A 23,924-nucleotide genomic window follows, 5' to 3' on the forward strand; every position below is an offset into this window, starting at 1 on the left:
CGATCGCGCGCTACGCCCCTTGCTTGAGGCGGGATCGGGAGAGAAAAGCATGAATGCGGAAAAAGCGCAAGTGTTTTATATTTTTTAGAAGTCACGAGAAAGACGTCGGCACGGCGGCCATGCGGCCAAGCTCGCTGCCAGCCTCTCCTTGCGTTCGGGAGAGGCCGGATTGCATCGTCAGATGCAGTCCGGGTAAGGGGGGCTCGCCGCGAAGTCGGTGCGCGTGGCTGCCCCTCACCCCAACCCTCTCCCCGTGAAGAACGGGGAGAGGGGGCGCACCGACATCGCCGCCACGGCGTCATGCAGCCTCACCGTGGGCTGCTCATGGTCAATGCGCAGCGGCGATCTCAGACCGTCCTTCTCCATGAAAACGCCGACCGGCGTATTCATGGTCGACGTGCAGGACGCCTTGAGTAACAAGACATCACAATGAGCGATCGCCGACCTAACAAATATGCGCGCCCTGCGTCTCCACATACACCGCGTACAGCGACTGGCTCGCGGTCATGAACAGGCGGTTGCGCTTCTTGCCGCCGAAGCAGACGTTGGCGCAGATCTCCGGCAGCTTGATCTGGCCGATGCGCTGGCCGTCCGGTGCGAAGATGTGGACGCCGTCATAGCCTTCGCCGACCCAGCCGGCACCGACCCAGATGTTGCCGTCGATGTCGACGCGCAGGCCGTCGGGGAAACCCGACTTGCCGTCGAGCGTCATGTCGATGAACGGCTTGGGGTTCGACAGCTTGTCGCCGTTGATGTCGTACTGCCACACCACGTTCTTCGCATTGGGATAATGCGTGATGCCGGTGTCGCAGACATAGAGCTTCTTGTAGTCGTGGCTGAAGGCGATGCCGTTCGGCTTGAACGGCTCGTCGGCCACTTTGGTGACTGCGCCCGATTGCGCGTCGACGCGATAGACGGCCTCCTTCTGGAACGGCTGGTTGGAGCCGTTGCGGACGTTCTGACCCTCGTAGAGGTTGATCGCGCCGTAGCCGGGATCGGTGAACCAGATCGACTTGTCGGCGGGATTGACGACCATGTCGTTCGGGCCGTTCAGCGGCTTGTCGTTGGCCTTCTCGGCCAGCACCGTCACCGTGCCGTTGTGCTCGAAGCGGACCAGACGCGTGCGCTCCGCGGTGATCTGCCGTCCCTCGTAGTCGAAGGTGTTGCCGTTGGACTCGTTCGAGGGCTTGCGGAACTGCTGCGAGATGTGGCCGTCGTCGTCGAGATAGCGCAGTTGCCGATTGTTCGGGATGTCGCTCCAGACGAGATACTGGCCCTGCGTGTTCCACGCCGGTCCTTCCGCCCACAGACATCCGGTGAACAGGCGCTTGATGACGGTGTTGCCGACCTTGGCCTTGAAGCGCTTCTCGTCGATCACGACGATGTCGGGATCGGGATAGCGCTGCGGCTGCGCGCCCGGTCCGAAATCCCGCGCCATCGCCGGCGAGACCGCTGCTGCCGCGGCGGCAAAGCCGGCGACACCCTTGAGGAGCGTGCGCCGGTCGAAGCGGTCGGCTTCGGCCGGCAAGTCCTTGAGGATGTCGTGCCGTGAATTCGTCATGGTTTCCTCCGAACGTTTTTTGTTGGGAGGCGACCATACGACGGAATCGTGGCTTTCAGCGGGTTGTTCGGATAAAAAACAACTTGAGATAGTTTGCGCTGCGAGACGATTTTGCGCGCTGCAAATCTCAGATCGGATCCCAGCCGAAGATGTCAGCCGAGCGATCGAGCTTATAGAACGACGGCTTCAGCGCCGGCATGCCGTGCTCGGCGATCGTCTGCGGCGTCCAGCCTTCGCCGCGATGCACCGAGCGCAGCGGACGCGACTGGCCCATCAGGAATATCTCGTTCATGCGGACAGCGAAGATCTGGCCGGTGACGTCTTTCGAGGCATCGCCCAGGAGATAGGCGACGACCGGCGCGATCTTTTCCGGCCCCATCCGCTTCATCCGCTCGACGCGCTCCTTCTCGGCCTCGGTCTCCGCCGGGATGGTGCCGATCATGCGGCTCCAGGCGAACGGCGAGACGCAGTTGGAACGGACGTTGAAGCGGCCCATGTCGAGCGCGATCGACTTCGACAGGCCGACGATGCCGAGCTTGGCGGCGGCGTAGTTCGCCTGGCCATAATTGCCGATCAGGCCGGAGGTCGAGGTGAAGTGCACGAAGGAGCCGCTCTCCTGCTCGCGGAACAGCCGCGCCGCGGAGTGCGACACGTAGAACGAGCCCATCAGATGCACCTTGATGACGGCCTCGAACGCCTCGATGCTCATCTTGTGGAAGATCATGTCGCGCAGGATGCCGGCATTGTTGACGACGCCGTCGAGCCTGCCGAAGTGATCGGTGGCGGCCTTCACGATCTTGCTGGCCGGGATCGCTTCGGACACGCTCTCGAAATTGGCAACCGCCGTGCCGCCGGCCTTGCGGATCTCCTCGACCACTTCTTCCGCCGGCGCTGCGCTGGTGCCCGAGCCGTCGGAGGCCACGCCGGGATCGTTGACCACGACCTTGGCGCCCTCGGCGGCGCACAGCAGCGCGATCTCGCGCCCGATGCCGCGGCCCGCGCCGGTGACGATGATGACTTTGTCCTGGAGCGATTTGGCCATGAGAGGTTCTCCTTGTTGGGCTCCGTCATTCCGGGATGGTGCGAAGCACCAGACCCGGAATCTCGAGATTCCGGGTTCGGTCCTGCGGACCGCCCCGGAATGACGGAAGCTGACTATCTTTCGTTGGTGAAGATGATCGTGCCCGACGCGGCGAACATGCCGCCGACGCCGTGGCACACGGAAATCTTGGCATTCGGCACCTGCGCCGGAGCGATGCCGCGCATCTGTCGGACGCTCTCCTGCAGCGCGTACATGCCGTACATGCCCGAATGCATGTAGGACAGGCCGCCGCCATTGGTGTTGAGCGGCAGCTTGCCGCCCGGCCGCGTATGGCCCGCCGCAATGAACGGGCCGGTCTCCTCATGCGGCATGAAGCCGAGATCGCCGAGGCCGAACAGCGGCAGATGCGCGAACGCATCGTAGATCATGAGGTGATCGACGTCGGCATGGTTGATGCCGGCTTCCTTGAAGGCGAGGGGGCCCGCGACCTTGAAGGCGCGCGACGAGGTGAACGTCTCCATCTGGCTGACCATCGGCGTCTCCACGCTCTCGCCGGTGCCGAGAATGTACACCGGCTTGCGCGGAAAATCCTTGGCGCGATCGGCGGAGGTCAGGATCAGCGCGCCGCCGCCATCGGTGACGAGGCAGCATTGCAGCAGCCGGAACGGATAGGCGATCATGCGCGAGTTCAGGACGTCGTCGACCGTGATCGGGTCCTTCATCATCGCGCGCGGATTCTTCGCGGCCCATTCGCGCTGCACGACGGCGACCATTGCGAGCTGCTCATGGGTGATGCCGTAGGTCTTCATGTAGCGCAGCACGGGAATCGGAAACATGCTGGGAGGGCCGTAGACGCCGAACGGCGCCTCGAACTGGCCCTGCAGGCTGTCGGCCGGAATCGAACGCGGCAGCTTGCCGATCATCGACTTGCCGCTCTCGGCATGGGTGATCAGCACGGTCTTGCACAGCCCGGCCTCGATCGCCGCAGCGGCGTGCCGGACGTGCAGCATGAACGAGCAGCCGCCGACCGAGGTGCCGTCGACCCAGGTCGGGGTGATGCCGAGGTAATGGCACATCTGCTGCGGCGTCTCGACCGCGGTGGCGAAGCCGTCGATGTCGGATAGCTTGAGACCGGCATTGGCGATCGCATTCAGCGCGGCATCCGCATGCAGCTGGATCTGCGACATGTTCGGGATGACGCCGAGCTCGGTGGTCTCGGCCGCGCCGACGACGGCAACCTGGTTACGACGCATGGCGTTATCCCTTCGCCGGTCGGAACAAGGGCAGGGTGATCTGCTCGTCGAGCGCCTCGAAGGTGACTTCGAGCGGCATGTCGAGCTCGAGCGCCTCCGGTGTCTGCGGGCAGCCGGTGATGTTGCTCATCATCCGCGGACCTTCCGCCAGCGCGACGACGGCGATCGCGTAAGGCGGCGTGAAGCCTGGCGCGGCCGGGCGGTGATTGATCACGTAGCTGTACAGCGTGCCCTTTCCCGACGCCTTGAACACGGTGACCTTGCGGCTGGCGCAGGACGGGCAGAACGGCCGCGGCGGAAAGTAGACGTGAGCGCAGGCGTCGCAGCGCTGCAGCCGCAACTCGCCGGCGCGTGTGCCGTCCCAGAAATGCTGCGTCTCCGGCGTCGGCTTGGGGCGTGCGCGCATCGGCTCGGCCATCCCGGTGATCCTCCCGTGAGGCGGGCTCCGTCGCCCGCTGCTTTGCCGTTTTGATGCGCCATTTGGCGAGGGGGCGTCAACGGTCCATCGCGCCGCGCATGCGGCCCTCCTGGTGGTGCAGAGGTGTCTTGGCGGCAATTGCCGCGCGGTGAAAATTGGTCTTTGATACGATCACATGATCGGAGACGAGATGAAGCTGCGTGACATCGCCCATTCCAGGACCGGCGACAAAGGGGACACCTCGAACATCTCGGTCATCGCCTATGATCCCAAGCACTATCCGCTGCTGCTCGCAGAGGTGACGGCGGAGCGGGTCAGGGCGCACTTCGCCGGCATTGTCCAGGGCGAGGTGGTCCGCTATGAGCTGCCCAACATCGCGGCGCTGAACTTCGTGGTGAGCCGGGCGCTCGGCGGCGGGGTCACCCGTTCGCTTGCGCTGGATGCGCACGGCAAGTCGCTGAGTTCCGCGCTGCTCGATCTCGACATTTCGGCCGATGCCGCTCACCCTCGATAGGATGCCATGACCGCTGCCAATCCGACCCTCGCCGCGCTCGCCGACGATCTCGCCGCGGGACGCACGACCTCCCGCAAGCTGGTCGAGGACTGTCTCGCCCGCATCGCCGATCCCGCCGGCGAGGGCCAGCGCGCCTTCATCCACGTCGACAAGGAGGCGGCGCTTTCGGCCGCTGACGGCATGGATGCGCTGCGCAAGGCCAATGCGGCGCCGTCGCCCTTTGCCGGCATTCCCGTCTCGATCAAGGACCTGTTCGACATCAAGGGCCAGGTGACCCGCGCCGGCTCGCGCGCGCTGGAGGATTCCGCGCCGGCCGAGGCCGATGCACCCGCGGTGGCGCGGCTGCGCAAGGCCGGCTTCGTCGTGATCGGCCGCACCAACATGACCGAGTTCGCCTATTCCGGCATCGGCATCAATCCGCATTACGGCACGCCGAAGAGCGCCTGGAAGCGCGACGTCGGCTATGTGCCCGGCGGCTCGTCCTCGGGCGCGGCGGTCTCCGTCGCCGACCGCATGGCCTATGGCGCGCTCGGCACCGACACCGGCGGCTCCTGCCGCATCCCCGCGGCGTTCAACGGCATCACCGGCTACAAGCCGACCCAGTCGCGGGTGCCGCTCGACGGCGGCGTGCCGCTGTCGACCACGCTGGACAGCTTTGGCCCGCTCGCCAACACGGTGGCCTGCTGTGCGGTGCTGGATTCCGTGCTCGCCGACGAGCCGATCCGGCCGCTGGCGCCGCGCCCGGTGAAGGGCCTCCGGCTCGCGGTGCCGACGACGATCGTGCTCGACGAGCTCGATGCCGAGGTGGCCACAACGTTCGAGCGCGCGCTGGAAACGCTGTCGCGCCAGGGCGCGCTGATCGAGCGCATCGCATTCCCCGAGTTTCTCGACGTCGGCATCATCGGCGCCAAGGGCGGCTTCGCCGCCGCCGAGAGCTACGCCTGGCACCGCGTCCTGCTCACCGCGAAGGGCGACGTCTACGATCCGCGCGTCTCCGTGCGCATCCTGCGCGGCGAGGCGATCACGGTGCCGGACTACATCGAGATGCTCAACGCCCGCCGCTCCCTGGTGACGCGCGCCGCCGCGCGCATCGCGCCTTACGACGCGCTGGTCATGCCGACCACGGCGAACGCGCCGCCCAAGATCGCCGATCTCGCCGACGACGCCGCCTTCGCCCGCGAGAACATCCGCGCGCTGCGCAACTGCACCTTCATCAACATGATCGACGGCTGCGCCATCTCGCTGCCGGCCCATCGCCACGGCGAGGTGCCGGTCGGCCTGATGCTGGCGCAGTCCGGCGGCCAGGATCGCAAGCTGCTGGAGGTCGCGGCCGGCATCGAGGGCGTGGTGCGCGGCTGAGCCACAAGGCTAGCGCATATGAAGATGCGCGCCTTTAGTCACTCCGTCATGCCCGGGCTCGTCCCGGGCATCCACGTCGTTCTCAGCATGCCGGATGACGTGGATGGCCGGGACAAGCCCGGCCATGACGATGGTGAGAAAAGCGGGCCCAAAACAGCGATCGTGAATGCGATAGGCTGGGCTGGGCGCGAGAGCGATCAGGGATTGCGCGGCGGGCCATCGATCGGGGGCAGCGGCGCGGCCCTGGCGGCTGTCGCCTGGGCCTGATCGATCAGGCCGGCGGTCAGCATTTTGTCGAGGATGTAACTGCGTCGCTCGTTGTCGCGCTCAGAGGGCCTTGGCATTTGGAAACGCGCGATGAGCAGGGCGATCTCGCCGACGTCGAGGCCTGCCAGGGGCTTGCCGAAATGCGCGGTGGCCGCCGCTGCGACGCCATAGGCATTGCGGCCGAGATAGCTGTCGTTCAGGTAGGAATCGAGAATTCGCTCGCGCGACAGGGTTCGTTCCAGACGGCCCATGAAGACCGTGTTTCCGATGTGCCAATCCAGGCCGCGACAACAGTCTGGAGCCAGGACATGCAGGCAATGGCGGGTGACCGCAAATGTGATCCTCGTATCGGGCCGTCGGCCGTCACCCTTGACAATGGCCGCCAACATCGCCGGCAGAACGAGATTGGGCCGCGTCTCAAAGTCGGAGCCAGTCGACTTGATGACGGTTTGACGCAGCAGCGGGGGCATGTCGGCCAGCGGGACGTAGGGCGATCCCGCTTCGAGCGGACAAAGATGGCCGGTGGCAGGAAGCGCCGCGATCTCGGCTTCGGTGGGTACGCCAAGATGATACTCGGCGTACCAGATCGCATAGGCTTCGGCGTAGAGCAGCAGGGGGACAGCGAGCGAGAGCACGGCCAGGATCGACTTGCCGAACAGGATGAGGAAGCGCCGGGTGCGTGGACGTTGCATCGTCACAGGATTGGTTCCGCTCACAGCGCTTCGGTTCATCGGAGCGTTCCGGCGCGATGAGGCCAGAGCGCCAGGAAACGGGTGGCCGTGCTCCCCATTCTGTCGCATCCTCGTCATTCCGGGATGCGCGCCCTTGCGCGCAGGCCCGGAATCCATAACCACGATCGTGCCTATGGATTCCGGGCTCGTCGCTGCGCGACGCCCCGGAATGACAGCTGGGATTGATCCATGGCCAGACTCACACGGGCAGCGCCCCTTATCGATTCTCCCGTCGCGACCGGGATCGATGCGATCGATTGGGCGATGGTTGAACGCGACCTCGACGCCAGCGGCTGCGCGGTGTTGCCGCAGCTGGTCTCGCCCGAGGCGTGCCGCACGCTGGCGTCGCTCTATCCGGAGGACGGCCACTTCCGCAGCCGGGTGGTCATGGCGCGGCACGGGTTCGGGCGCGGCGAGTACAAGTATTTCAGCTATCCGCTGCCGGAGCCGATCGCGCGGCTGCGGCCGCAGCTTTATGCCCAATTGGTCGCGATCGCCAATCGCTGGAAAACGACGATGGGCATCGATGTGCGTTACCCGAGCGAGCATGCCGACTTCCTCGCCCGCTGCCATGCCGCCGGCCAGACCAGGCCGACGCCGCTGCTGCTGCAATATGACGAGGGCGACTACAATTGCCTGCATCAGGACCTCTATGGCGAACACGTGTTTCCGCTGCAGGTCGCGATCCTCCTGTCCGAGCCCGGGCGCGATTTCGAGGGCGGCGAGTTCGTGCTGACGGAGCAGCGGCCGCGGATGCAGTCGCGGGCGGAGGTGGTGCCGCTGGGCCGCGGCGATGCCGTGGTGTTCGCGGTCCACCATCGCCCGGTGCAGGGCACGCGCGGCAGCTACCGCGTCACCATGCGCCATGGCGTCAGCCGGCTGCGCTCCGGCCGGCGGCATACGCTGGGCGTGATCTTTCATGATGCAAAGTGAGGCGCATGACGGCTGATTTGTTCGATAGTCTCGAGGCGACAGGACCCGCGCGCGAACAGCTCGCGCCCGGCGCGGTGCTGCTGCGCAGCTTTGCCCGCCCGCACGAGGCGGAGCTGTTGTCCGCGATCGAGGCGATCGCTGCACAGGCGCCGTTCCGACGCATGATCACGCCCGGCGGCCATCAGATGTCGGTCGCGATGACCAATTGCGGGCCGCTCGGCTGGGTGACGGACCGCAGCGGCTATCGCTATGATCCCGTCGACCCGGAGAGCGGGCAGCCCTGGCCGGCGATGCCGCCGCTGCTGCGTGAGCTTGCCGAGAATGCCGCGCGCGAGGCTGGCTTTCCAGGCTTCGCACCCGACGCCTGCCTCATCAACCGCTATGAGCCCGGCGCGAAAATGTCGCTGCACCAGGACCGCGACGAGCGCGACGTGGGTGCGCCGATCGTGTCGGTGTCGCTCGGCCTGCCCGCCACGTTCCTGTTCGGCGGCCTCAAGCGCACCGACAAGACGCAGCGTCATCGCCTGGTCCACGGCGACGTCGTCGTCTGGGGCGGGCCGGCGCGGCTCGCCTTTCACGGCGTCGCGCCGCTCGCCGATGGCGAGCACGCGTTGCTCGGCCGCCGGCGCATCAACCTGACGTTTCGCCGCGCGCGGTAATCCCGGCCGCTGTGTGATGTCGCGCATTTTGCAATACGCGGCCCTCGCTCTATGCTGCGCGCGGGAGAGGGGCCATGACGACTGTCGAACTTGCGGACGAGCGCGCGCCGGCGGCGACGCGGCTCGGACTTCACCTCGCGCTGCTGCAACTGGTCTTCAGCCTGCTGTGGACCACCTATGTGATCTATCTGCCCAAGCTGGCGGCGCAGGCCGGCATTTCGCCGTCCGCCGTGATCCTGATCCTGATGCTCGACCAGGCGATCTTCACGCTGTCGGATACGGCGATGGGCATCGCCGCTGACCGCATCGGGCCGGTCGCCAGCCGGTTCGGCGTCTTCATTGGTCTCGTCACCGCGGTATCCTGCGGCGCCTTCATCGCGCTGCCGTTCGTGGCGGCGACCGCCGGTCCGGCCGCCTTCATCGGACTGATCGTGGTGTGGGCGCTGACGTCGTCGGTGCTGCGCGCGCCGCCTCTTACTCTGCTCGGGCGCCATGCGGCGCGGCCGGCCGTGCCGTTCCTGATGGCGCTGGTGATGCTCGGCTATGGCGTGGCAGGCGCGGTGTCGCCGTATCTCGGCGTGATCATGCGCGACTATGACGCCCGGCTGCCCTTCATCATCTCCTCGGCCGTGCTGCTGCTGACCGCGCTCGGACTCTCACGGGTCGCACAGGCCGGCGGTCCGGCCGCGGCGCCGGCGGCGGCCAAGGCCGCGCCGAAGCCGCTGCGGGGCCTGTCGCTGTTGTTCATCGGCGCGATGGTGGTCCTCGCGCTGGGCTATCAGCTGCATTTCAGCATCAACAGCTCGGCCTTCTATCTGCGCTTCGCCAGGCCGGAGGATCTGCCCTGGCTGATGCCGGTGTTCTGGATCGGCTTCAATCTCGTGCTGTTTCCCGCCAGCGTGGTCGTCAAGCATCGCGGTGGCCTGATCGTCATGGGCATCGCGGGGCTGCTCGGCGCGATCGCGATCGTGATCGCCGAACTCGCGGGCGCGCTCACGGTGCTGATCGTGGCGCAGTTCATCGCCGGTGCGGCCTGGGGCTGCATGATGATGAGCGCGATCTCGGCGGCGCTGGCGATCGGGACCACCGGCGCCGAGGGCAAGGTGACGGGGCTGGTGTTTTCGGCGTTGGCGCTGGCCACGTTTGCGCGGATCGCGGCCGTCGCGGGCGGCCTGCAGAAGCTGCCGGACTATGCGCCGCTGGTGCAATGGGCGCCGGTCGCGTGCTGGTTCGTGGCCGGCGCCGGCCTGCTGGTGATGGCCGCCGCCGGATGGCAGGGACGCCGCGCGTCGCCGCCGTGAGATCCTCAAGCGCCCTCAGGGCTTCGCCGGGTGGATGAAGGCCCAGGGCGAGACCTCGCTGTCGCGCGGCACTTCGACGTCGATCAGATACGGCCCGCCATGCGCCAGGGCCTTTTCGAGCGCCGCCTTGAACTGATCCGGCGCGGTGACCCGGCTCGCGGCGACGCCGAAGGATTCGGCGAGCTTGACGAAATCGGGATTAACCAGGTCAGAGGCGACGACGCGGCCGTCGAAGCGCTCGCGCTGGTCGCGCCGGACATTGCCGTAGGAGTTGTTGTTGAACACCAGCGTCACCACGCCGATGTTGTACTGCACGGCGGTCGCCAGCTCCTGCACGGCGAACATGAAGCCGCCGTCGCCGGTGATCGCGACGACCGGCTTGTCGGGATGCGCGACCTTGGCGCCGAGGGCGGTCGGGAAGCCCGCGCCGAGCGTGCCCTGATAGCCCGAGGTGATGAAGGTGCGCGGCTGATAGACCGGGAAGCCATACCAGGAGGCGAAGCCGACCTGGGACAATTCGTCGGTGACGATGGCCTCTGGCGGCAGCACCTCGCGCAGCACGTTGAGGTAAGCCATTTGCGGCTGCACCTTCTGGATCTCCTGCAAGGTCGCCGCGGTGGCCTCGCGAATGGCCGCGCGACGGCCGGAGGTCTTGCGAGTGCCAGCCTTGCTCACGGCCGCAGCGAGCGCAGCCGTGCCGGCCTTGGCATCGGCAACGATGCCGGCATCGACGATCAGGCGCCGCATCTCGGCCGGATCGATGTCGATGCGGATCGACTTCAAACCGTCAGGCTTGAACGGCCAGCGGAACGTGGTCGGCAGCTCCATGCGGGTGCCGATGCCGATCATCAGATCGGTGGTCGGCCACAACTTGTAGGCGGCGGCCATGGTGAGGCCGAGCTCATGCGCATTGGAGACGATCCCGCGTCCGGAGCGAAAGGCGACGACTGGCGCGTCGATCATCTCGGCGAGCTCGAGGATTTCCTCGCGCGCCTCGATCGCGCCGGAGCCGACGAAGATCATCGGCGCCTTGGCGCCCGCGATCAGCGCCGCCGCCTTGGCGATGCGGTCGGGATCGGGCTGCGGCGGCGTGAACGGGGCCAGCGGCTTCGCGGCTGACGTCTCGGCCTTCTGCGTGAACACGTCCCACGGCATTTCCAGCGCGGTGGGCCCGCGCCGGCCCGACAGCATTTCCTGGAAGCCGCGCGCGACCAGCGTCGGCGCGCTGTCAGGATATTCGATGCGCTCGGCCCATTTGACGAAGGTGCGCAAGGTGGCGAGCTGATCCGGCATCTCGTGCAGATGGCCGCGACCGCGGCCGAGATAGTCCGTCGGCACCTGGCCGGTCAGGCACAGCACCGGCTCATTGCAGCCGAAGGCAGTCAGCAGCGCCGCGCCGGCATTGAGCACGCCGGGGCCGGGGACGACGCTGAACACGCCAGGCTTGCCGCTGGCGCGGGCATAGCCGAATGCCATGTAGCCGCAGGCCTGCTCGTGGCGCGCGCCGACGACCTTGAGCTGCGCCTGGTGGAAGGCGTCGAACAGGCCGTAGACCTGCGCGCCGGGCAGGCCGAACACGGTGTCGACGCCGTGGGCGACGAGCCCGCTGACGATGGCTTCGCCGCCGGTCATGATGGTCATGCTAAACTTCCGTCTTGATCAGTTTTCGTCGACGACGCCGTTGCGCAAAGCGCCGACGCCTTCGACTTCGATTTCGATGACATCGCCGGGCTTGAGATAGCGCGGCGGATCGAACCGCGCACCGGCGCCGGTCGGCGTCCCCGTCACGATCACGTCACCCGGCTGAAGCGTCGTGAAGGTCGAGATGTAGTTGATGAGATAGCGGAAGCCGAAGATCAGTCGCGACGTGCGATCGTCCTGCCGCAGTTCGCCGTTGACGCGGGTGGTCAGCCGGACATCGGCGATCTGGCTCTCGCTGGTGTAGGGCACGATCCAGGGCCCGAGGCTGCCGGTGGAATCGAAATTCTTGCCCTGCGTGACGTTGAACTTGGCGTGCCGCACCCAGTCGCGGATCGTGCCTTCGTTACACAGCGTCAGCGCGGCAATGTGATCCAGCGCCCGGGCCTCCGGGATGTGCCGGCCAGCCTTGCCGACGACGAGCACCAGTTCGCCTTCATAGTCGAGCTGCGGCGAGACGCGCGGGCGCACCAGCGGCGTCTCGTGGCCGACGAAGGAACGCGGCGTGCGCATGAACATCGACGGATATTTAGGCGCGTCCTGACCGTCTTTGTACTCAGCGTTGCGATCGGGATAGTTGACGCCGATGCAGATGATCTTCTCGGGCGAGGGGATCGGCGGCAGCCAGGTGATCGCATCGAGGCCGTGATCCGGCGACAGGCCGGCGGCGGTCTCGATCAGCCGTGGCAGGGCGCCCGCCGCGATGACTTCGCGCAAGGTCGGATAGTCTTTCGCAAAGCGCACCGAGAGATCGATGAGGCCCTTGTCGGTCGCGAGGCCGTAGCGGACTGAGCCGTTGACGGCATAGGTAGCGAGGCGAGGGGAGGTCATGAGCATCTCTCCTTACACGCCGAGCCGTTGGATTTTATGGGTGCCGCGCGCCAAGGAGACGTGCTTGGTTTCCATGTAGAAGTCGAACGAATAATCGCCGCCGTCGCGGCCGATGCCGGACGCCTTCATGCCGCCGAAGGGGGTCGGCAGATGTCGCACGTTCTCCGAGTTCAGCCAGATCATGCCGGCCTCCAACGCGTCGGCGACGCGCAGCGCGCGGCCCATGTCACCGGTCCAGACGTAGCCGGTGAGGCCATACTGCACGTCATTGGCGATCGCGACCGCGTCGGCTTCGTCGCGGAACGGGATCACGGTGAGGAACGGCCCGAATACTTCCTCTTGCGCCACGCGCATCGTCTGGCTCGCGCCGGTCACCAGCGTCGGCTCGACATAATGTCCGCCGCCGGGACCCGCGAACGGCTTGCCGCCGACGGCGATGATCGCGCCGTCCTGCCGCGCGACGTCGGCATAGGAGCAGACCTTGGCGAGGTGCCGCTCATGGATCAGCGGCCCGATCTCCGTCGCGGGATCGAGCGGATGGCCGACTTTCAGCGCACGAACGCGCGCGGCAAGCTTGGCCGTGAAGGTCTCGGCAATGCTCTGCTGCACCAGCAGCCGGCTCGACGAGGTGCAGCGCTCGCCGTTGAGCGAGTAGATCATGAACACCACCGCATCGAGCGCACGCTCGAGATCGGCATCGTCGAACACGATCACCGGGTTCTTGCCGCCGAGCTCGAAATGCACACGCTTCAGGGTCGGCGCCCCCTGCGCCATGATGGCGGAGCCCGTCGAGCTTTCGCCGACGAAGCCGATCGCCTTGATGGCGGGATGCTCGGTCAGCGCCTTGCCGGCCTCCTCGCCGAAGCCATGCACCGTGTTCAGCACGCCGTCGGGAATGCCGGCGTCCTTGGCGAGCTTCGCCAACCACTGCGCCGTGACCGGCGACCATTCCGCCGGCTTGTGCACGACCGTGCAGCCGGCCGCGAGCGCCGGCGCGATCTTCCAGGTCGACAGCATGAACGGCGTATTCCACGGCGTGATCACGCCGACCGGGCCGATCGGCACCCGGGTCGAGATGTTCCAATGCTCGTCGCTCGGCGTACTCAGCCCATCGCGCGCCTCGGTGCATTTGTCGGCGAAGAAGCGGAAGTTTTCCGCGGCACGGATCGCGGCCTTGGCCATGAAGCGATAGGCCTGCCCGGTATCGATGCATTCGAGCACGGCGATGTCGTCGGCATGATCCTCGATCGCGTCGGCCACCCGATGCAGCAGCTTGCGCCGCATCGAAGGCGCCATGTCGCGCCAGGATTTGAAGGCGAGCGCGGCCGACGTCGCTGCGCGGTCGATATCCTCGGCATTGCCGCGCGCGACGGTAGCCAGCACGGTATTGTCGATCGGCGACTTCGTCTCGAACGTCGCGCCCGAGATGGCTGGCACCACCTTGCCGTCGATGAAGTGGCCGATGCCCTCGTCCTTCAGCTTCGCGAGCAGGGGCGCGGCGCGGTCGAGATTGGCCTTGTAGATATCGGCTTTGGGGCTGGCCTTATCCATGGGATGCCTCCGCTTTCAGGGCGTTGTGGCTTTCAGGGCGTCGTGAATGTTGTTGCGCTTCCAACTGGTCGCGGCGTCGTTGATCTGCATGTCGAAGGACAGCGCGAACTTGCTGCTGGCGAACACCGGATCGAGGTAGTCCGAAAGCGCCTTGAACACGTGCTCGCCGGCCTTCTGCCGCGCCGGCAGGTCGCGGCCTTCGCCGAGCCGCAGCAGCATGGCGAGGAAGGCGGCGTCGGGCTTGCCGTCGGCAATCGCGTAGTGCTCGCAGCGGATCGCGCGCACGCGGATGCCGCCGATCGGGAATATCCCGGTCTCGCTGGCGGCCTGGCGGACCAGCTCGCAGACGTTGTCCATCCTGACAAAGCCGTCGAGATTGGCGGAGTATTCGATGCTGAAATGCGGCATGGTGCGACAGCTCCGGTGCAGGCGTCAGGCGAAGTAGCAGCTCACCGTTCCATACGGGCCGTAGTCGGCCTGGATCGTGTCGCCCTTGCGCGCCTCGATCGGCCGGATGAACGAGCCGGCGAGGACCACCTGGCCTGGTTCGAGGGCAAGCCCGTGCGCCGCGATCTTGTTGGCGAGCCAGGCAACGGCCGTCGCCGGGTTGTTCAGGACGCCGGCAGCCAGACCAGTCTCTTCCAACTGGCCGTTCTTATAGCAGAGTGCGCCGATCCAACGCAGGTCGGCGTCGAGCGGTCGCAATGGCCGGCCGCCGAGCACGATGCCGGCATTGGCCGCATTGTCCGCGATCGTGTCGAAGATCTTGCGTGTCGCCTTGGTCGCGGGATCCACCCGCTCGATCCGCGTATCCAGGATTTCCAGCGCGGGCACCACGAAGTCGGTTGCGTTGAGCACGTCGAACAGCGTGCAGTCCGGTCCCGACAGGCGGTGCTTCATGACGAAGGCCAGCTCCGCCTCGATCCGTGTCGCGATGAAGCGATCGGATGGAACGAGCCCGCCATCCGCAAAGAACATGTCGTCGAGCAGCACGCCGGAGTCGGGCTCGTCGATGTTGAGCGCGCTCTGCATGGCCTTCGACGTCAGCCCGATCTTGTGCCCCTTGATGATGCGTCCCTCGCCGACCTTGATGTCGATCCAGGCCTTCTGAATCGCATAGGCATCCGCGATCGTGATGTCCGGATGCTCCTGGGAGATCTGCCTGATCTGGCGACGGCTCTTCTCAGCCAGATCCAGGCGTTGGGCGCAGCTGCTGATTTGGTCGCTCGACAGGGGCATGAACAAACCATGCGAAAAAGGGATGCCGGCGAATGATTAACATGTTAAGTTTTGGCGGGCAAATCGAAAGCAGATTTGCTGCAGTGCGAATATCCGGGTGGGGAGCACGGGCACCGCTATGAGCCAACGCAAGGCCAGGACCGTGAAGCCGGTCGCCAGGGAGGCGCGGCAGGTGCCGATGCGCGACTTCTCGCAATCATTGCCGATGGCACTGTTGCGGGCGCGCGAGGCGGTGATGCGGCAATTCCGGCCGAGCCTGCGGCAGCATGGCTTGACCGAGCAGCAATGGCGCATCCTGCGTGCGCTGGCAGCGGTCGACGCCATCGAGGTGACGGAGTTGGCGCGGGTCGCCTTCCTGCTTGGTCCGAGCCTGTCGCGTATCCTGCGCGATCTCGAAGCGCGCGGTCTGATCCAACGCGAGGCCGACGTCCGCGACCTGCGCAGAGGGGTGCTGTCGATCTCCACGAAGGGTTTGAAGCTGATTGCGCAGGTGGCGCCGAACTCGGAGGCGATCTACGCGTCGATTGCGCGGCGGTTTGGCGCACGCAAGCTTGCCGCGTTGCACAAAATGCTGGATGAGCTGGAGCGCAGCATGGGGAGCGATGTCGCGCTCGGCAGTGATACCGACGAATGAGGCGGTGCAAACATCACGCAATTTCGTCCTGATGCGGCCGTCCTGCTTGGCAGGCTGTTCGACAGTTTGATAAGAAGCGATGCAATGGAGCGGAGATGGCGTGCGTCGCAGGCATGGCAAACCATGCTAACTCTGTTTTCGCATGCTGATCTAACCCGCGAGTTGTCATGGTCACTATCAAGGTTGCGCACCTCATCGATTTCGTCGCCGACGTCTTCGAGCATGCCCACTCCTCGCCCGAGGAGGCGCGCCGGATCGCAACCTATCTCACCACGGCCAACCTGACCGGGCACGACAGCCATGGCGTGATCAGGGTCCCGGTCTACATCCGCTGGCAGAAAATGGGCTCGATCGTGCCCAACCAGACCGCGGAGATCGTCGTCGATACGCCGTCATTGGTGGTGGTCGACGGCAAGTTCGGCTACGGCCAGACGGTGACGCCGCAGGCGGTAAAGATCGGCATCGAGCGCTGCAAGAGCAGCGGGCTCGCGGCGATGGCGCTGCGCAATTCCGGCCATCTCGGCCGCGTCGGCGATTGGGCCGAGATGGCTGCGGCAGAAGGGCTCGTCTCGATCCATTTCGTCACGGCCGCGGGCTCGCTGCTGGTCGCGCCCTATGGCGGCGTCGAGAAGCGGTTCTCGACCGCGCCGTATTGCGTCGGCATCCCGCGCCAGGGACAGGATCCGATCGTGCTCGATTTCGCAACCTCGATCGTCGCCGAAGGCAAGGTGCTGGTGGCGAGCCGCGGCGGCAAGAAGCTGCCCAAGGGGGCGTTGATCGATGCCGACGGCACGCTCAGCGAGGATCCGGCGGTGCTCTATGGTCCCTACGAGGCAGAGGGGACGCGCGACCACACCAAGGGGACGGGCGCGATCCGCGCCTTCGGCGAGCACAAGGGTTCGGGCCTTGCCTTCATCTGCGAGCTGCTGGGCGGTGCGTTGACCGGCACCGGGGCGACCTCGGCCGGCCGGCGCTTCGCCAACGGCATGCTCGCGATCTACATCGATCCCAAGGTGGTCGATCCCGCCAATTTCTTCGATGGCGAGATCACGCGCTACACCGATTTCATCCGGGAGACCAAGCCCGTCTCGGGCGTCGATCAGGTGCTGGTGCCGGGTGACCCCGAGCGCAAGATGCGGGCCGAGCGCACGGCCAACGGTGTGCCCTTGCCTGACGACACGTGGGCGGCCATCGTGAGCACGGCCCGCGAGGTCGGCGTCAGCGAAGCGAGCATCCAGCGGGCGACATCGTGATGGCCGTGTGATTGCCGACGGCGTGATGCAATCTGCAGCCGGACGTTCGGGATTGCATCGTGCTGCACGATCGGCGAGAACGAATTCAACAACACAGATCGATTGAACAACAAGGGAAGGAAACGCAGTCGTGGCGAACAACAAGGTCAAGCAGCTCTGGGCCGAAGGCAAGACGGTGGTGAATGCCTGGCTCGCGATCCCCTCGGGATTCTCCGCGGAGGTCGTGGCGCAGTGCGGCTTCGACAGCGTCACCGTGGACATGCAGCATGGCGTGCAGGACTATCTGTCGATGGTGCAGTGCTTCCAGGCGATGCACGCCCATCCCGTGACCCCGATGGTGCGCGTGCCGTGGAACGAGCCCGGCATCATCGGCAAGGTGCTCGACGGCGGCGCCTATGGCGTCATCTGCCCGATGGTCAACACGGCGCAGGAAGCACGCAACCTCGTCTCCTATTCCAAATATCCGCCGAAGGGCGTTCGCTCCAACGGTCCGATCCGCTCGGGCATGTATGGCGGCGCCGGCGAGTACCAGAAGACGGCCAATGACGAGATCGTGCTGCTGCCGATGATGGAGACGCGGACGGCGGTCGAGAACATGGAGGCCATCCTCGACGTCGAAGGCATCGATGGCGTCTATATCGGTCCGTCCGATCTCGGCTTTTCCTATGGCCTGGTGCCGAAGCTCGACCGTGACGAGCCGGAGATCCTCCAGATCTATGAGAAGATCGTGAAGGAATGCGGCAAGCGCGGCCTCAATCCCGGCATCCATTGCAGCGGCGCCGAAGGCGCGGTCCGGGCCATCAACATGGGCTTCAAGCTGGTCACGCTGTCGAACGAGGTCGGCTTGATGCAGGTCTATGCCCGCCAGCAGGTCGCGCAGACCCGCAACGAGTCCGGCGGCAAGGCCTGAGAGCGAATTGCGAATAGGGAGTAGCGAATAGGGGACTCATCCATTCGCTATTCGCGACTCGCTATGCGCATTTCTGGTTGCGACCGATCGACCCAAACGAGAGAGACTGCCATGGCTCCCGCCCCCGTCATCCGGCTTCATCCCGAGGATAGCGTGCTGATCGCGCGCGCGAGCCTGCCGCCGGGGCTCGCGGTTGCCGATGGGGTGATGACGGTCGACAGGATTCCGGCGGGGCATAAGGTCGCGGTGCGGCCGATCGCGCAGGGCGAGCCGATCCGCCGTTATGGCCAGATCATCGGCTTCGCCACCGCGCCGATCGCGCCCGGGCAGCATGTTCATACACAGAACTGCGGCATGGGCGATTTCGCCAAGGACTACGCCTATGGCGTCGACGTCAAGCCGACGCCGAACTTCGATCTCCCCGCCACGTTCGAGGGCATCCGCCGCCCGGACGGGCGGGTCGCGACCCGCAACTATATCGGGCTGCTGACCTCGGTGAACTGCAGCGCGCATGTCGCGAGCCTGGTGGCCGACGTCTTCAAGCGGAATCCGTTCACCGGCGACGATCCGCTGGCCGACTACCCCCATGTCGACGGCGTCGTCGCGCTGACGCACAAGACCGGCTGCGGCATGACGCTCGACGAGCCGCTCAAACTGTTGCGGCGAACGCTCGGCGGCTACGCGCGGCACGCGAATTTTTCTGCGGTGATCGTGCTGGGGCTCGGCTGCGAGGCCAATCAGATCGGCGGATTGATGGAGGAGCAGAAGCTCGCCGGCCGCCTGCGCGCCATGGACATTCAGGAGGTCGGCGGTACCCGCAAGACCGTCGAGGCCGGCATCGCCTTCGTCAAGGAGGCGCTGACCGATGCCAACAAGGTCAGACGCGAGACGGTTCCGGCGAGCGAGTTGACGGTCGCACTCCAGTGCGGCGGCTCCGACGGCTATTCCGGCATCTCGGCCAACCCGGCGCTCGGTGCCGCCAGCGATCTTCTGGTGCGGCATGGTGGCACGGTGATCCTGTCGGAAACGCCCGAGACCTACGGCGCCGAGCATCTGCTCACGCGCCGCGCCGTCAGCCGCGACGTCGGCGAGAAGCTCGTCTCCCTGATGCGCTGGTGGGAAGAGTATACGGCGCGCGAGGGCGCAGAGATGAACGCAAATCCCAGCCCGGGCAACAAGGCGGGCGGCCTGACCACGATTCTCGAAAAGTCGCTCGGCGCGATGGCCAAGGCCGGCAGCACCAATCTGGTGGATGTGCTGCATTATGCCGAAGCCGTCACCAAGAAGGGCTTCGTGTTCATGGATACGCCCGGCTACGACCCGGTTGCAGCGACCGGGCAGGTGGCCGGCGGCGCCAATCTCGTCTGCTTCACCACCGGGCGTGGCAGCGTGTTCGGCTGCAAGCCGGCGCCGTCGATCAAGCTTGCGACCAACACGCCGATGTACAGGCGGATGGAAGACGACATGGACGTCAACTGCGGCACCATCCTCGATGGCGAGGAGACGGTGCAGGAGTGCGGGCAGCGCATCTTCGAACTGATGTTGAAGACCGCCTCGGGGCAGCCGACCAAGAGCGAGAGCTTCGATTTTGGCGGGGCGGAGTTCGCACCCTGGGTGCTCGGCGCGACGATGTAGCCGGCATCGCTCAGCTATTCGGCTGTTGAAAATGATGTTGCCGGACGTTTCCGTGCCGGCATCTGATCGCAGCTGAGATCGTCACCGTGCTGAGACTGGATCGCAACTGAGATCAGATGACAGGTCGGGAGCGCCGCCGTGGGCTGGCCGCGCTGACGCGCGCGCGACAGCGGCGCCGAACAATTTACCGCTGGTGGCCGAGGCCGATGCCGAGCGCCAGGGCCTTCTGACGGAGCGAGCCTTCAGTCCGCTTCATCGCCTTGGCGATCTTGGCAACCGGGGTCTTGGACTTCGAGTGCTGCTTCAGCAGCTTGATGTCGGCGGGCGTATAGGGTTTCCGCGCCAACTTCTTGGTAGCTGCCTTCTTAGCTGTCTTCGCCACTTGATTCTCCTTTTGGCAATGTGGGCTCTAAATAGCACGTGTAGTCGAGCTATCAAGCGATTGCGGCAAATGCAACGCTATTAGTTCTTGTTAGTTCATCATTGGGGGTTAATCCCGTCTTTGACAAACTGGTCAATCTTCCGTGAGCCTGCGGCCCTCGCCTGTGGACAAGTATGGGGAATGCCGCTGTCGCGGGTTGTTTGTTCCTCTCTCGTTCTTCATGCGGGCTCGAATTGGGGCGCGCGCCGGCCGGAAAAGCGACCGGTACGTGCAGTCGAGACACATGATCGGCGCCTGATAGGACCCTGAGTCCGTCGGTGAATGCCGTGTGTCGGGCCTTAGGATGGTTCAATAGGCAGCTCTGCCCTTTGTTAGTGCTTGATCCCTGGGCATGGCAATGGTCTGCTTAAAAAAGTTGCTGGAGCGCCGAACACGTGTCAATCTACGTCGCATTACATCACGTCACCCATTACAAATATGATCGTCCGGTCGAGCTGGGCCCGCAGACCATCCGTCTGCGCCCTGCACCACATACCAGGACGCCGGTGCTGAGCTATTCGCTCAAGGTCACGCCGCCCAATCATTTCGTGAACTGGCAGCAGGACCCGCAGGGAAACTGGCTTGCGCGCTATGTTTTCCCGGAGAAGGTGAACGAACTCAAAATCGAGGTCGATTTCACGGCACAGATGACCGTGATCAACCCGTTCGACTTCTTCGTCGAGCCTTATGCCGACAGTTTTCCGTTCGCTTACCCCGACGGTCTCAAGGTGGAACTGGCGCCTTATCTGGAAACGATCGAGCCGGGGCCGTTGTTCGCCGAATACTTGAAGTCGATTCCCCGCGAGGCCGACAACACCGTCAACTATCTCGTCGAGCTCAATGCACAGTTGCAGAAAAAGATTCGTTATATCATTCGGATGGAGCCCGGCGTTCAGACTCCGGAGGAGACGCTGTCGTCCGGAGCCGGCTCCTGCCGCGACTCGGCGTGGCTACTGATCCAGACGTTGCGTCATCTCGGCCTCGCCGCTCGTTTCGTCTCCGGCTATTTGATACAGCTCCGTCCCGACATCGATCCGGTCGAGGGCCCGGTGGAGGTCGAGAGCGACTTCACCGATCTGCACGCCTGGGCCGAAGTCTATCTGCCCGGCGCCGGCTGGATCGGCTTCGATGTGACCTCGGGCATGCTCGCGGGCGAGGGGCATATCCCGGTGGCGGCGACGCCGCACTATCACTCGGCCGCGCCGATCAGCGGCAGTGCCGGCATTGCCGAGGTCGAGTTCGCCTTCGAGATGAATGTGCGGCGCATCCGCGAGGCGCCGCGCATCACCCGGCCTTTCTCCGATGAATCCTGGGACAAGCTCGATCAGCTCGGCGAAGCCGTCGATGCCGACCTCGCCGCTCACGACGTGCGACTGACGATGGGGGGCGAGCCGACCTTCGTGTCGATCGACGACATGGAATCGGCAGAGTGGAATACGGCGGCGGTCGGTCCGGCCAAGCGCGGGCTTGCCGACAGCCTGATCCGGCGCCTGCGGTCGCGGTTCGCGCCCGGTGGCCTGCTGCATTACGGCCAGGGCAAGTGGTATCCCGGCGAAAGCCTGCCGCGCTGGGCGTTTGGACTGTATTGGCGCAAGGACGGCGAGCCGATCTGGCGCAATCCCGATCTGATCGCGAGCGTCGATGGTCCGCGCATGGCGACGATCGCGGACGCCCAGCGTTTCCTCGACACGACGGCGGAGACGCTCGGGCTCGAGCCCGACTACGTGATGCCGGCGTTCGAGGACCCCGCGCACTGGCTGCAGAAGGAAGCTGCGCTGCCCGAGAACGTCGACGCGCTCGATTCCAAGCTCGCCGATCCCGAGGAGCGTGCGCGCATGGCGAGGGTGTTCGACGAAGGGCTGCACATCCCGCGCGGCTTCGTCCTGCCGATCCAGCGCTGGAATGCACAGCCGCGGCGCTGGCGCAGCGAGCGCTGGGGGCTGCGGCGCAAGCGGCTGTTCTTGATCCCCGGCGACTCGCCGCTCGGGCTGCGGTTGCCGATCGGCTCGCTGGTCTACATTCCGCCGGAAGATTTTCCGTTTGTCCACGAGCAGGATCCGATGGAGCAGCGCGGCCCGCTGCCGGCCTACACGCAGGGGCGTCCTGTCATCGTGCCGCAGGTCCCGCCGTTGAAGGCGCTCGACCGCCCGCCGCAACCGCAGCAGGATGTGCAGTATCAGTACTGGGGCGGGCTCGGCGTGCGCACCGCGATGTCGGTCGAGATCCGCGACGGCATTCTCTGCGTGTTCATGCCGCCGGTCGAAACCATCGAGGACTACCTCGAGCTGATTGCATCGGTCGAAGCGACGGCCGAGGCGATGCAGATCAAGGTTCATGTCGAAGGCTATGCGCCGCCGTTCGATCCGCGCATCGACGTGATCAAGGTGACGCCCGATCCGGGCGTGATCGAGGTCAACATTCAGCCGGCTACGAGCTGGCGGCAATCCGTCGACATCACCTTCGGACTCTATGAGGATGCCGCCAAGGTGCGGCTCGGCGCCAACCGCTTCCTGATCGACGGCCGCCACACCGGCACCGGCGGCGGCAATCATGTTGTGGTCGGCGGCTCTTCACCGCCGGACTCGCCGTTCCTGCGCCGCCCGGATCTGTTGAAGAGCCTCGTCCTCTATTGGCAGCGACATCCGGCGCTGTCCTATCTGTTCTCGGGCATGTTCATCGGACCGACCAGCCAGGCCCCGCGCATCGACGAGGCGCGGCATGACAGCCTTTATGAGCTGGAGATCGCGCTGGCCAATGTGCCCCATGTCGGGCAGAGCGTGCCGCTATGGCTGGTCGACCGGCTCTTCCGTCACCTGCTGGTCGACATCACCGGCAACACCCACCGCTCCGAGATCTGCATCGACAAGCTGTATTCGCCGGAAGGTCCCACGGGCCGTCTGGGCCTCGTCGAATTCCGCGCGCTCGAAATGCCGCCCGATCCGCGCATGTCGCTGGCGCAACAACTGCTGATCCGCGCGCTGATCGCCAAATTGTGGCGCGAGCCGCAGGAGGGCAAGTTCGTGCGCTGGGGCACGGCGCTGCATGACCGCTTCATGTTGCCTCACTTCATCTGGGAAGACTTTCTTGATGTGCTGGATGAGCTCCGGTCGTCCGGCTACGACTTCTCGCCGGACTGGTATCAGGCGCAGCTCGAGTTCCGTTTTCCGACCTTCGGCCGCGTTCAGCATGGTGGGGTGACGCTGGAGCTGCGGCAGGCGCTGGAGCCATGGCACGTGCTGGGCGAGGAGGGCGCCGCCGGCGGCACCGTCCGCTACGTCGATTCCTCGGTCGAGCGGCTTCAAGTGAAAGCTGAAGGCTTCATCGAAGGCCGCCATCTCATCACCTGCAATGGTAGGAGGATGCCGATGACGGCGACCGGCCGGTCTGCCGAGGCGGTCGCCGCCGTTCGTTTCAAGGCATGGCAGCCGGCCTCCGGCCTGCACCCCACCATTCCCGTGCATTCGCCGCTCACCTTCGACCTGATCGACACCTGGAATGGCCGTTCGCTGGGCGGCTGCGTCTATCACGTGGCCCATCCGGGCGGGCGCAACTACGACACCAAGCCGATCAACTCCTATGAGGCGGAGGCCCGGCGGCTGGCCCGATTCCAGGATCACGGCCACACTCCCGGACGAATCGCCATGCCGCCCGAGGAACGCACAAATGAATTCCCGATGACCCTCGACTTGCGCAGGCCGCTCCTGCATTGATGAA

21 protein-coding genes are annotated in these 23,924 nt (G+C 65.5%); 10 read left to right on the forward strand and 11 right to left on the reverse strand.

Going from position 1 to position 23,924, the window contains the following annotated elements:
• Positions 1 to 445: 445 nt before the first annotated feature.
• From QX108_RS21225 to QX108_RS21240, 4 genes are all read right to left on the reverse strand, one after another.
• Complete coding sequence (locus QX108_RS21225; protein WP_315782560.1) at positions 446 to 1,561, reverse strand: SMP-30/gluconolactonase/LRE family protein; 1,116 nt, start codon at positions 1,559 to 1,561, stop codon at positions 446 to 448.
• Positions 1,562 to 1,688: 127 nt separating this feature from the next.
• Positions 1,689 to 2,603 (reverse strand): SDR family oxidoreductase, encoded by a 915-nt coding sequence (locus QX108_RS21230; protein WP_315782558.1) that lies wholly within the window; start codon positions 2,601 to 2,603, stop codon positions 1,689 to 1,691.
• A 113-nt stretch (positions 2,604 to 2,716) separates the two neighbouring features.
• Positions 2,717 to 3,856, reverse strand: coding sequence for a thiolase C-terminal domain-containing protein (locus QX108_RS21235; protein WP_315782556.1), 1,140 nt, complete (start codon positions 3,854 to 3,856; stop codon positions 2,717 to 2,719).
• A 4-nt stretch (positions 3,857 to 3,860) separates the two neighbouring features.
• Positions 3,861 to 4,274: a Zn-ribbon domain-containing OB-fold protein gene (locus QX108_RS21240; protein WP_315782554.1), complete on the reverse strand. Its 414-nt coding sequence runs from the start codon at positions 4,272 to 4,274 to the stop codon at positions 3,861 to 3,863.
• Between the two features lie 190 nt (positions 4,275 to 4,464).
• On the opposite strand from QX108_RS21240, the gene QX108_RS21245 reads away from it, so the two are divergent.
• Positions 4,465 to 4,788 (forward strand): hypothetical protein, encoded by a 324-nt coding sequence (locus QX108_RS21245; RefSeq protein ID WP_315782552.1) that lies wholly within the window; start codon positions 4,465 to 4,467, stop codon positions 4,786 to 4,788.
• Positions 4,789 to 4,794: 6 nt separating this feature from the next.
• Positions 4,795 to 6,147, forward strand: coding sequence for an amidase (locus QX108_RS21250; RefSeq protein WP_315782550.1), 1,353 nt, complete (start codon positions 4,795 to 4,797; stop codon positions 6,145 to 6,147).
• Positions 6,148 to 6,344: 197 nt separating this feature from the next.
• Here the strand turns inward: QX108_RS21250 and QX108_RS21255 are convergent, their stop codons facing one another.
• On the reverse strand, positions 6,345 to 7,130 hold the full coding sequence (locus QX108_RS21255; protein WP_315782548.1) for a transglycosylase domain-containing protein: 786 nt from the start codon (positions 7,128 to 7,130) through the stop codon (positions 6,345 to 6,347).
• Positions 7,131 to 7,334: 204 nt separating this feature from the next.
• Between QX108_RS21255 and QX108_RS21260 the strand changes: the two genes are divergently transcribed.
• From QX108_RS21260 to QX108_RS21270, 3 genes are all read left to right on the forward strand, one after another.
• Positions 7,335 to 8,078, forward strand: a complete 744-nt coding sequence (locus QX108_RS21260) for a 2OG-Fe(II) oxygenase (RefSeq protein WP_315782546.1) — start codon at positions 7,335 to 7,337, stop codon at positions 8,076 to 8,078.
• 5 nt (positions 8,079 to 8,083) lie between these two features.
• Positions 8,084 to 8,737: a DNA oxidative demethylase AlkB gene (gene alkB, locus QX108_RS21265; protein ID WP_315782544.1), complete on the forward strand. Its 654-nt coding sequence runs from the start codon at positions 8,084 to 8,086 to the stop codon at positions 8,735 to 8,737.
• A 74-nt stretch (positions 8,738 to 8,811) separates the two neighbouring features.
• Positions 8,812 to 10,038 (forward strand): MFS transporter, encoded by a 1,227-nt coding sequence (locus QX108_RS21270; RefSeq protein ID WP_315782542.1) that lies wholly within the window; start codon positions 8,812 to 8,814, stop codon positions 10,036 to 10,038.
• A 15-nt stretch (positions 10,039 to 10,053) separates the two neighbouring features.
• Here the strand turns inward: QX108_RS21270 and QX108_RS21275 are convergent, their stop codons facing one another.
• The 5 genes from QX108_RS21275 to hpaH are packed head-to-tail and all read right to left on the reverse strand — an operon-like array spanning position 10,054 to position 15,357.
• Positions 10,054 to 11,679 (reverse strand): thiamine pyrophosphate-dependent enzyme, encoded by a 1,626-nt coding sequence (locus QX108_RS21275; protein WP_315782540.1) that lies wholly within the window; start codon positions 11,677 to 11,679, stop codon positions 10,054 to 10,056.
• Between the two features lie 18 nt (positions 11,680 to 11,697).
• Entirely contained in the window at positions 11,698 to 12,567 is an 870-nt protein-coding gene (locus QX108_RS21280; protein WP_315782538.1) for a fumarylacetoacetate hydrolase family protein, read from the reverse strand.
• Positions 12,568 to 12,579: 12 nt separating this feature from the next.
• Positions 12,580 to 14,118 carry a 5-carboxymethyl-2-hydroxymuconate semialdehyde dehydrogenase gene (gene hpaE / locus QX108_RS21285; protein ID WP_315782536.1) on the reverse strand — a complete coding sequence of 513 codons (1,539 nt, stop codon included), beginning with the start codon at positions 14,116 to 14,118 and terminating at the stop codon, positions 12,580 to 12,582.
• Positions 14,119 to 14,133: 15 nt separating this feature from the next.
• A complete protein-coding gene (locus tag QX108_RS21290) occupies positions 14,134 to 14,526 on the reverse strand; it encodes a 5-carboxymethyl-2-hydroxymuconate Delta-isomerase (protein WP_315782534.1) in 393 nt (130 codons plus the stop codon).
• A 24-nt stretch (positions 14,527 to 14,550) separates the two neighbouring features.
• Positions 14,551 to 15,357: a 2-oxo-hept-4-ene-1,7-dioate hydratase gene (hpaH, locus tag QX108_RS21295; protein WP_315782532.1), complete on the reverse strand. Its 807-nt coding sequence runs from the start codon at positions 15,355 to 15,357 to the stop codon at positions 14,551 to 14,553.
• Between the two features lie 118 nt (positions 15,358 to 15,475).
• Between hpaH and hpaR the strand changes: the two genes are divergently transcribed.
• From hpaR to QX108_RS21315, 4 genes are all read left to right on the forward strand, one after another.
• On the forward strand, positions 15,476 to 15,991 hold the full coding sequence (gene hpaR / locus QX108_RS21300; RefSeq protein ID WP_172134215.1) for a homoprotocatechuate degradation operon regulator HpaR: 516 nt from the start codon (positions 15,476 to 15,478) through the stop codon (positions 15,989 to 15,991).
• Between the two features lie 167 nt (positions 15,992 to 16,158).
• On the forward strand, positions 16,159 to 17,244 hold the full coding sequence (locus QX108_RS21305; RefSeq protein WP_315719209.1) for a malate/lactate/ureidoglycolate dehydrogenase: 1,086 nt from the start codon (positions 16,159 to 16,161) through the stop codon (positions 17,242 to 17,244).
• A 130-nt stretch (positions 17,245 to 17,374) separates the two neighbouring features.
• Entirely contained in the window at positions 17,375 to 18,154 is a 780-nt protein-coding gene (locus QX108_RS21310) for an HpcH/HpaI aldolase family protein (RefSeq protein WP_315782530.1), read from the forward strand.
• A gap of 111 nt (positions 18,155 to 18,265) precedes the next feature.
• On the forward strand, positions 18,266 to 19,789 hold the full coding sequence (locus QX108_RS21315) for a UxaA family hydrolase (protein ID WP_172134217.1): 1,524 nt from the start codon (positions 18,266 to 18,268) through the stop codon (positions 19,787 to 19,789).
• Positions 19,790 to 19,973: 184 nt separating this feature from the next.
• On the opposite strand, the gene QX108_RS21320 is transcribed toward QX108_RS21315, so the two are convergent.
• The gene (locus QX108_RS21320; RefSeq protein WP_008964013.1) at positions 19,974 to 20,171 is read right to left on the reverse strand and encodes a hypothetical protein; all 198 of its coding nucleotides are present in this window, start codon (positions 20,169 to 20,171) and stop codon (positions 19,974 to 19,976) included.
• Between the two features lie 434 nt (positions 20,172 to 20,605).
• On the opposite strand from QX108_RS21320, the gene QX108_RS21325 reads away from it, so the two are divergent.
• Complete coding sequence (locus QX108_RS21325) at positions 20,606 to 23,920, forward strand: transglutaminase family protein (RefSeq protein WP_315782528.1); 3,315 nt, start codon at positions 20,606 to 20,608, stop codon at positions 23,918 to 23,920.
• The last annotated feature ends 4 nt before the right edge of the window (positions 23,921 to 23,924 follow it).

This window comes from Bradyrhizobium sp. SZCCHNR1002 (assembly GCF_032381435.1).
In the GTDB taxonomy this organism is placed as follows: domain Bacteria; phylum Pseudomonadota; class Alphaproteobacteria; order Rhizobiales; family Xanthobacteraceae; genus Bradyrhizobium; species Bradyrhizobium aeschynomenes.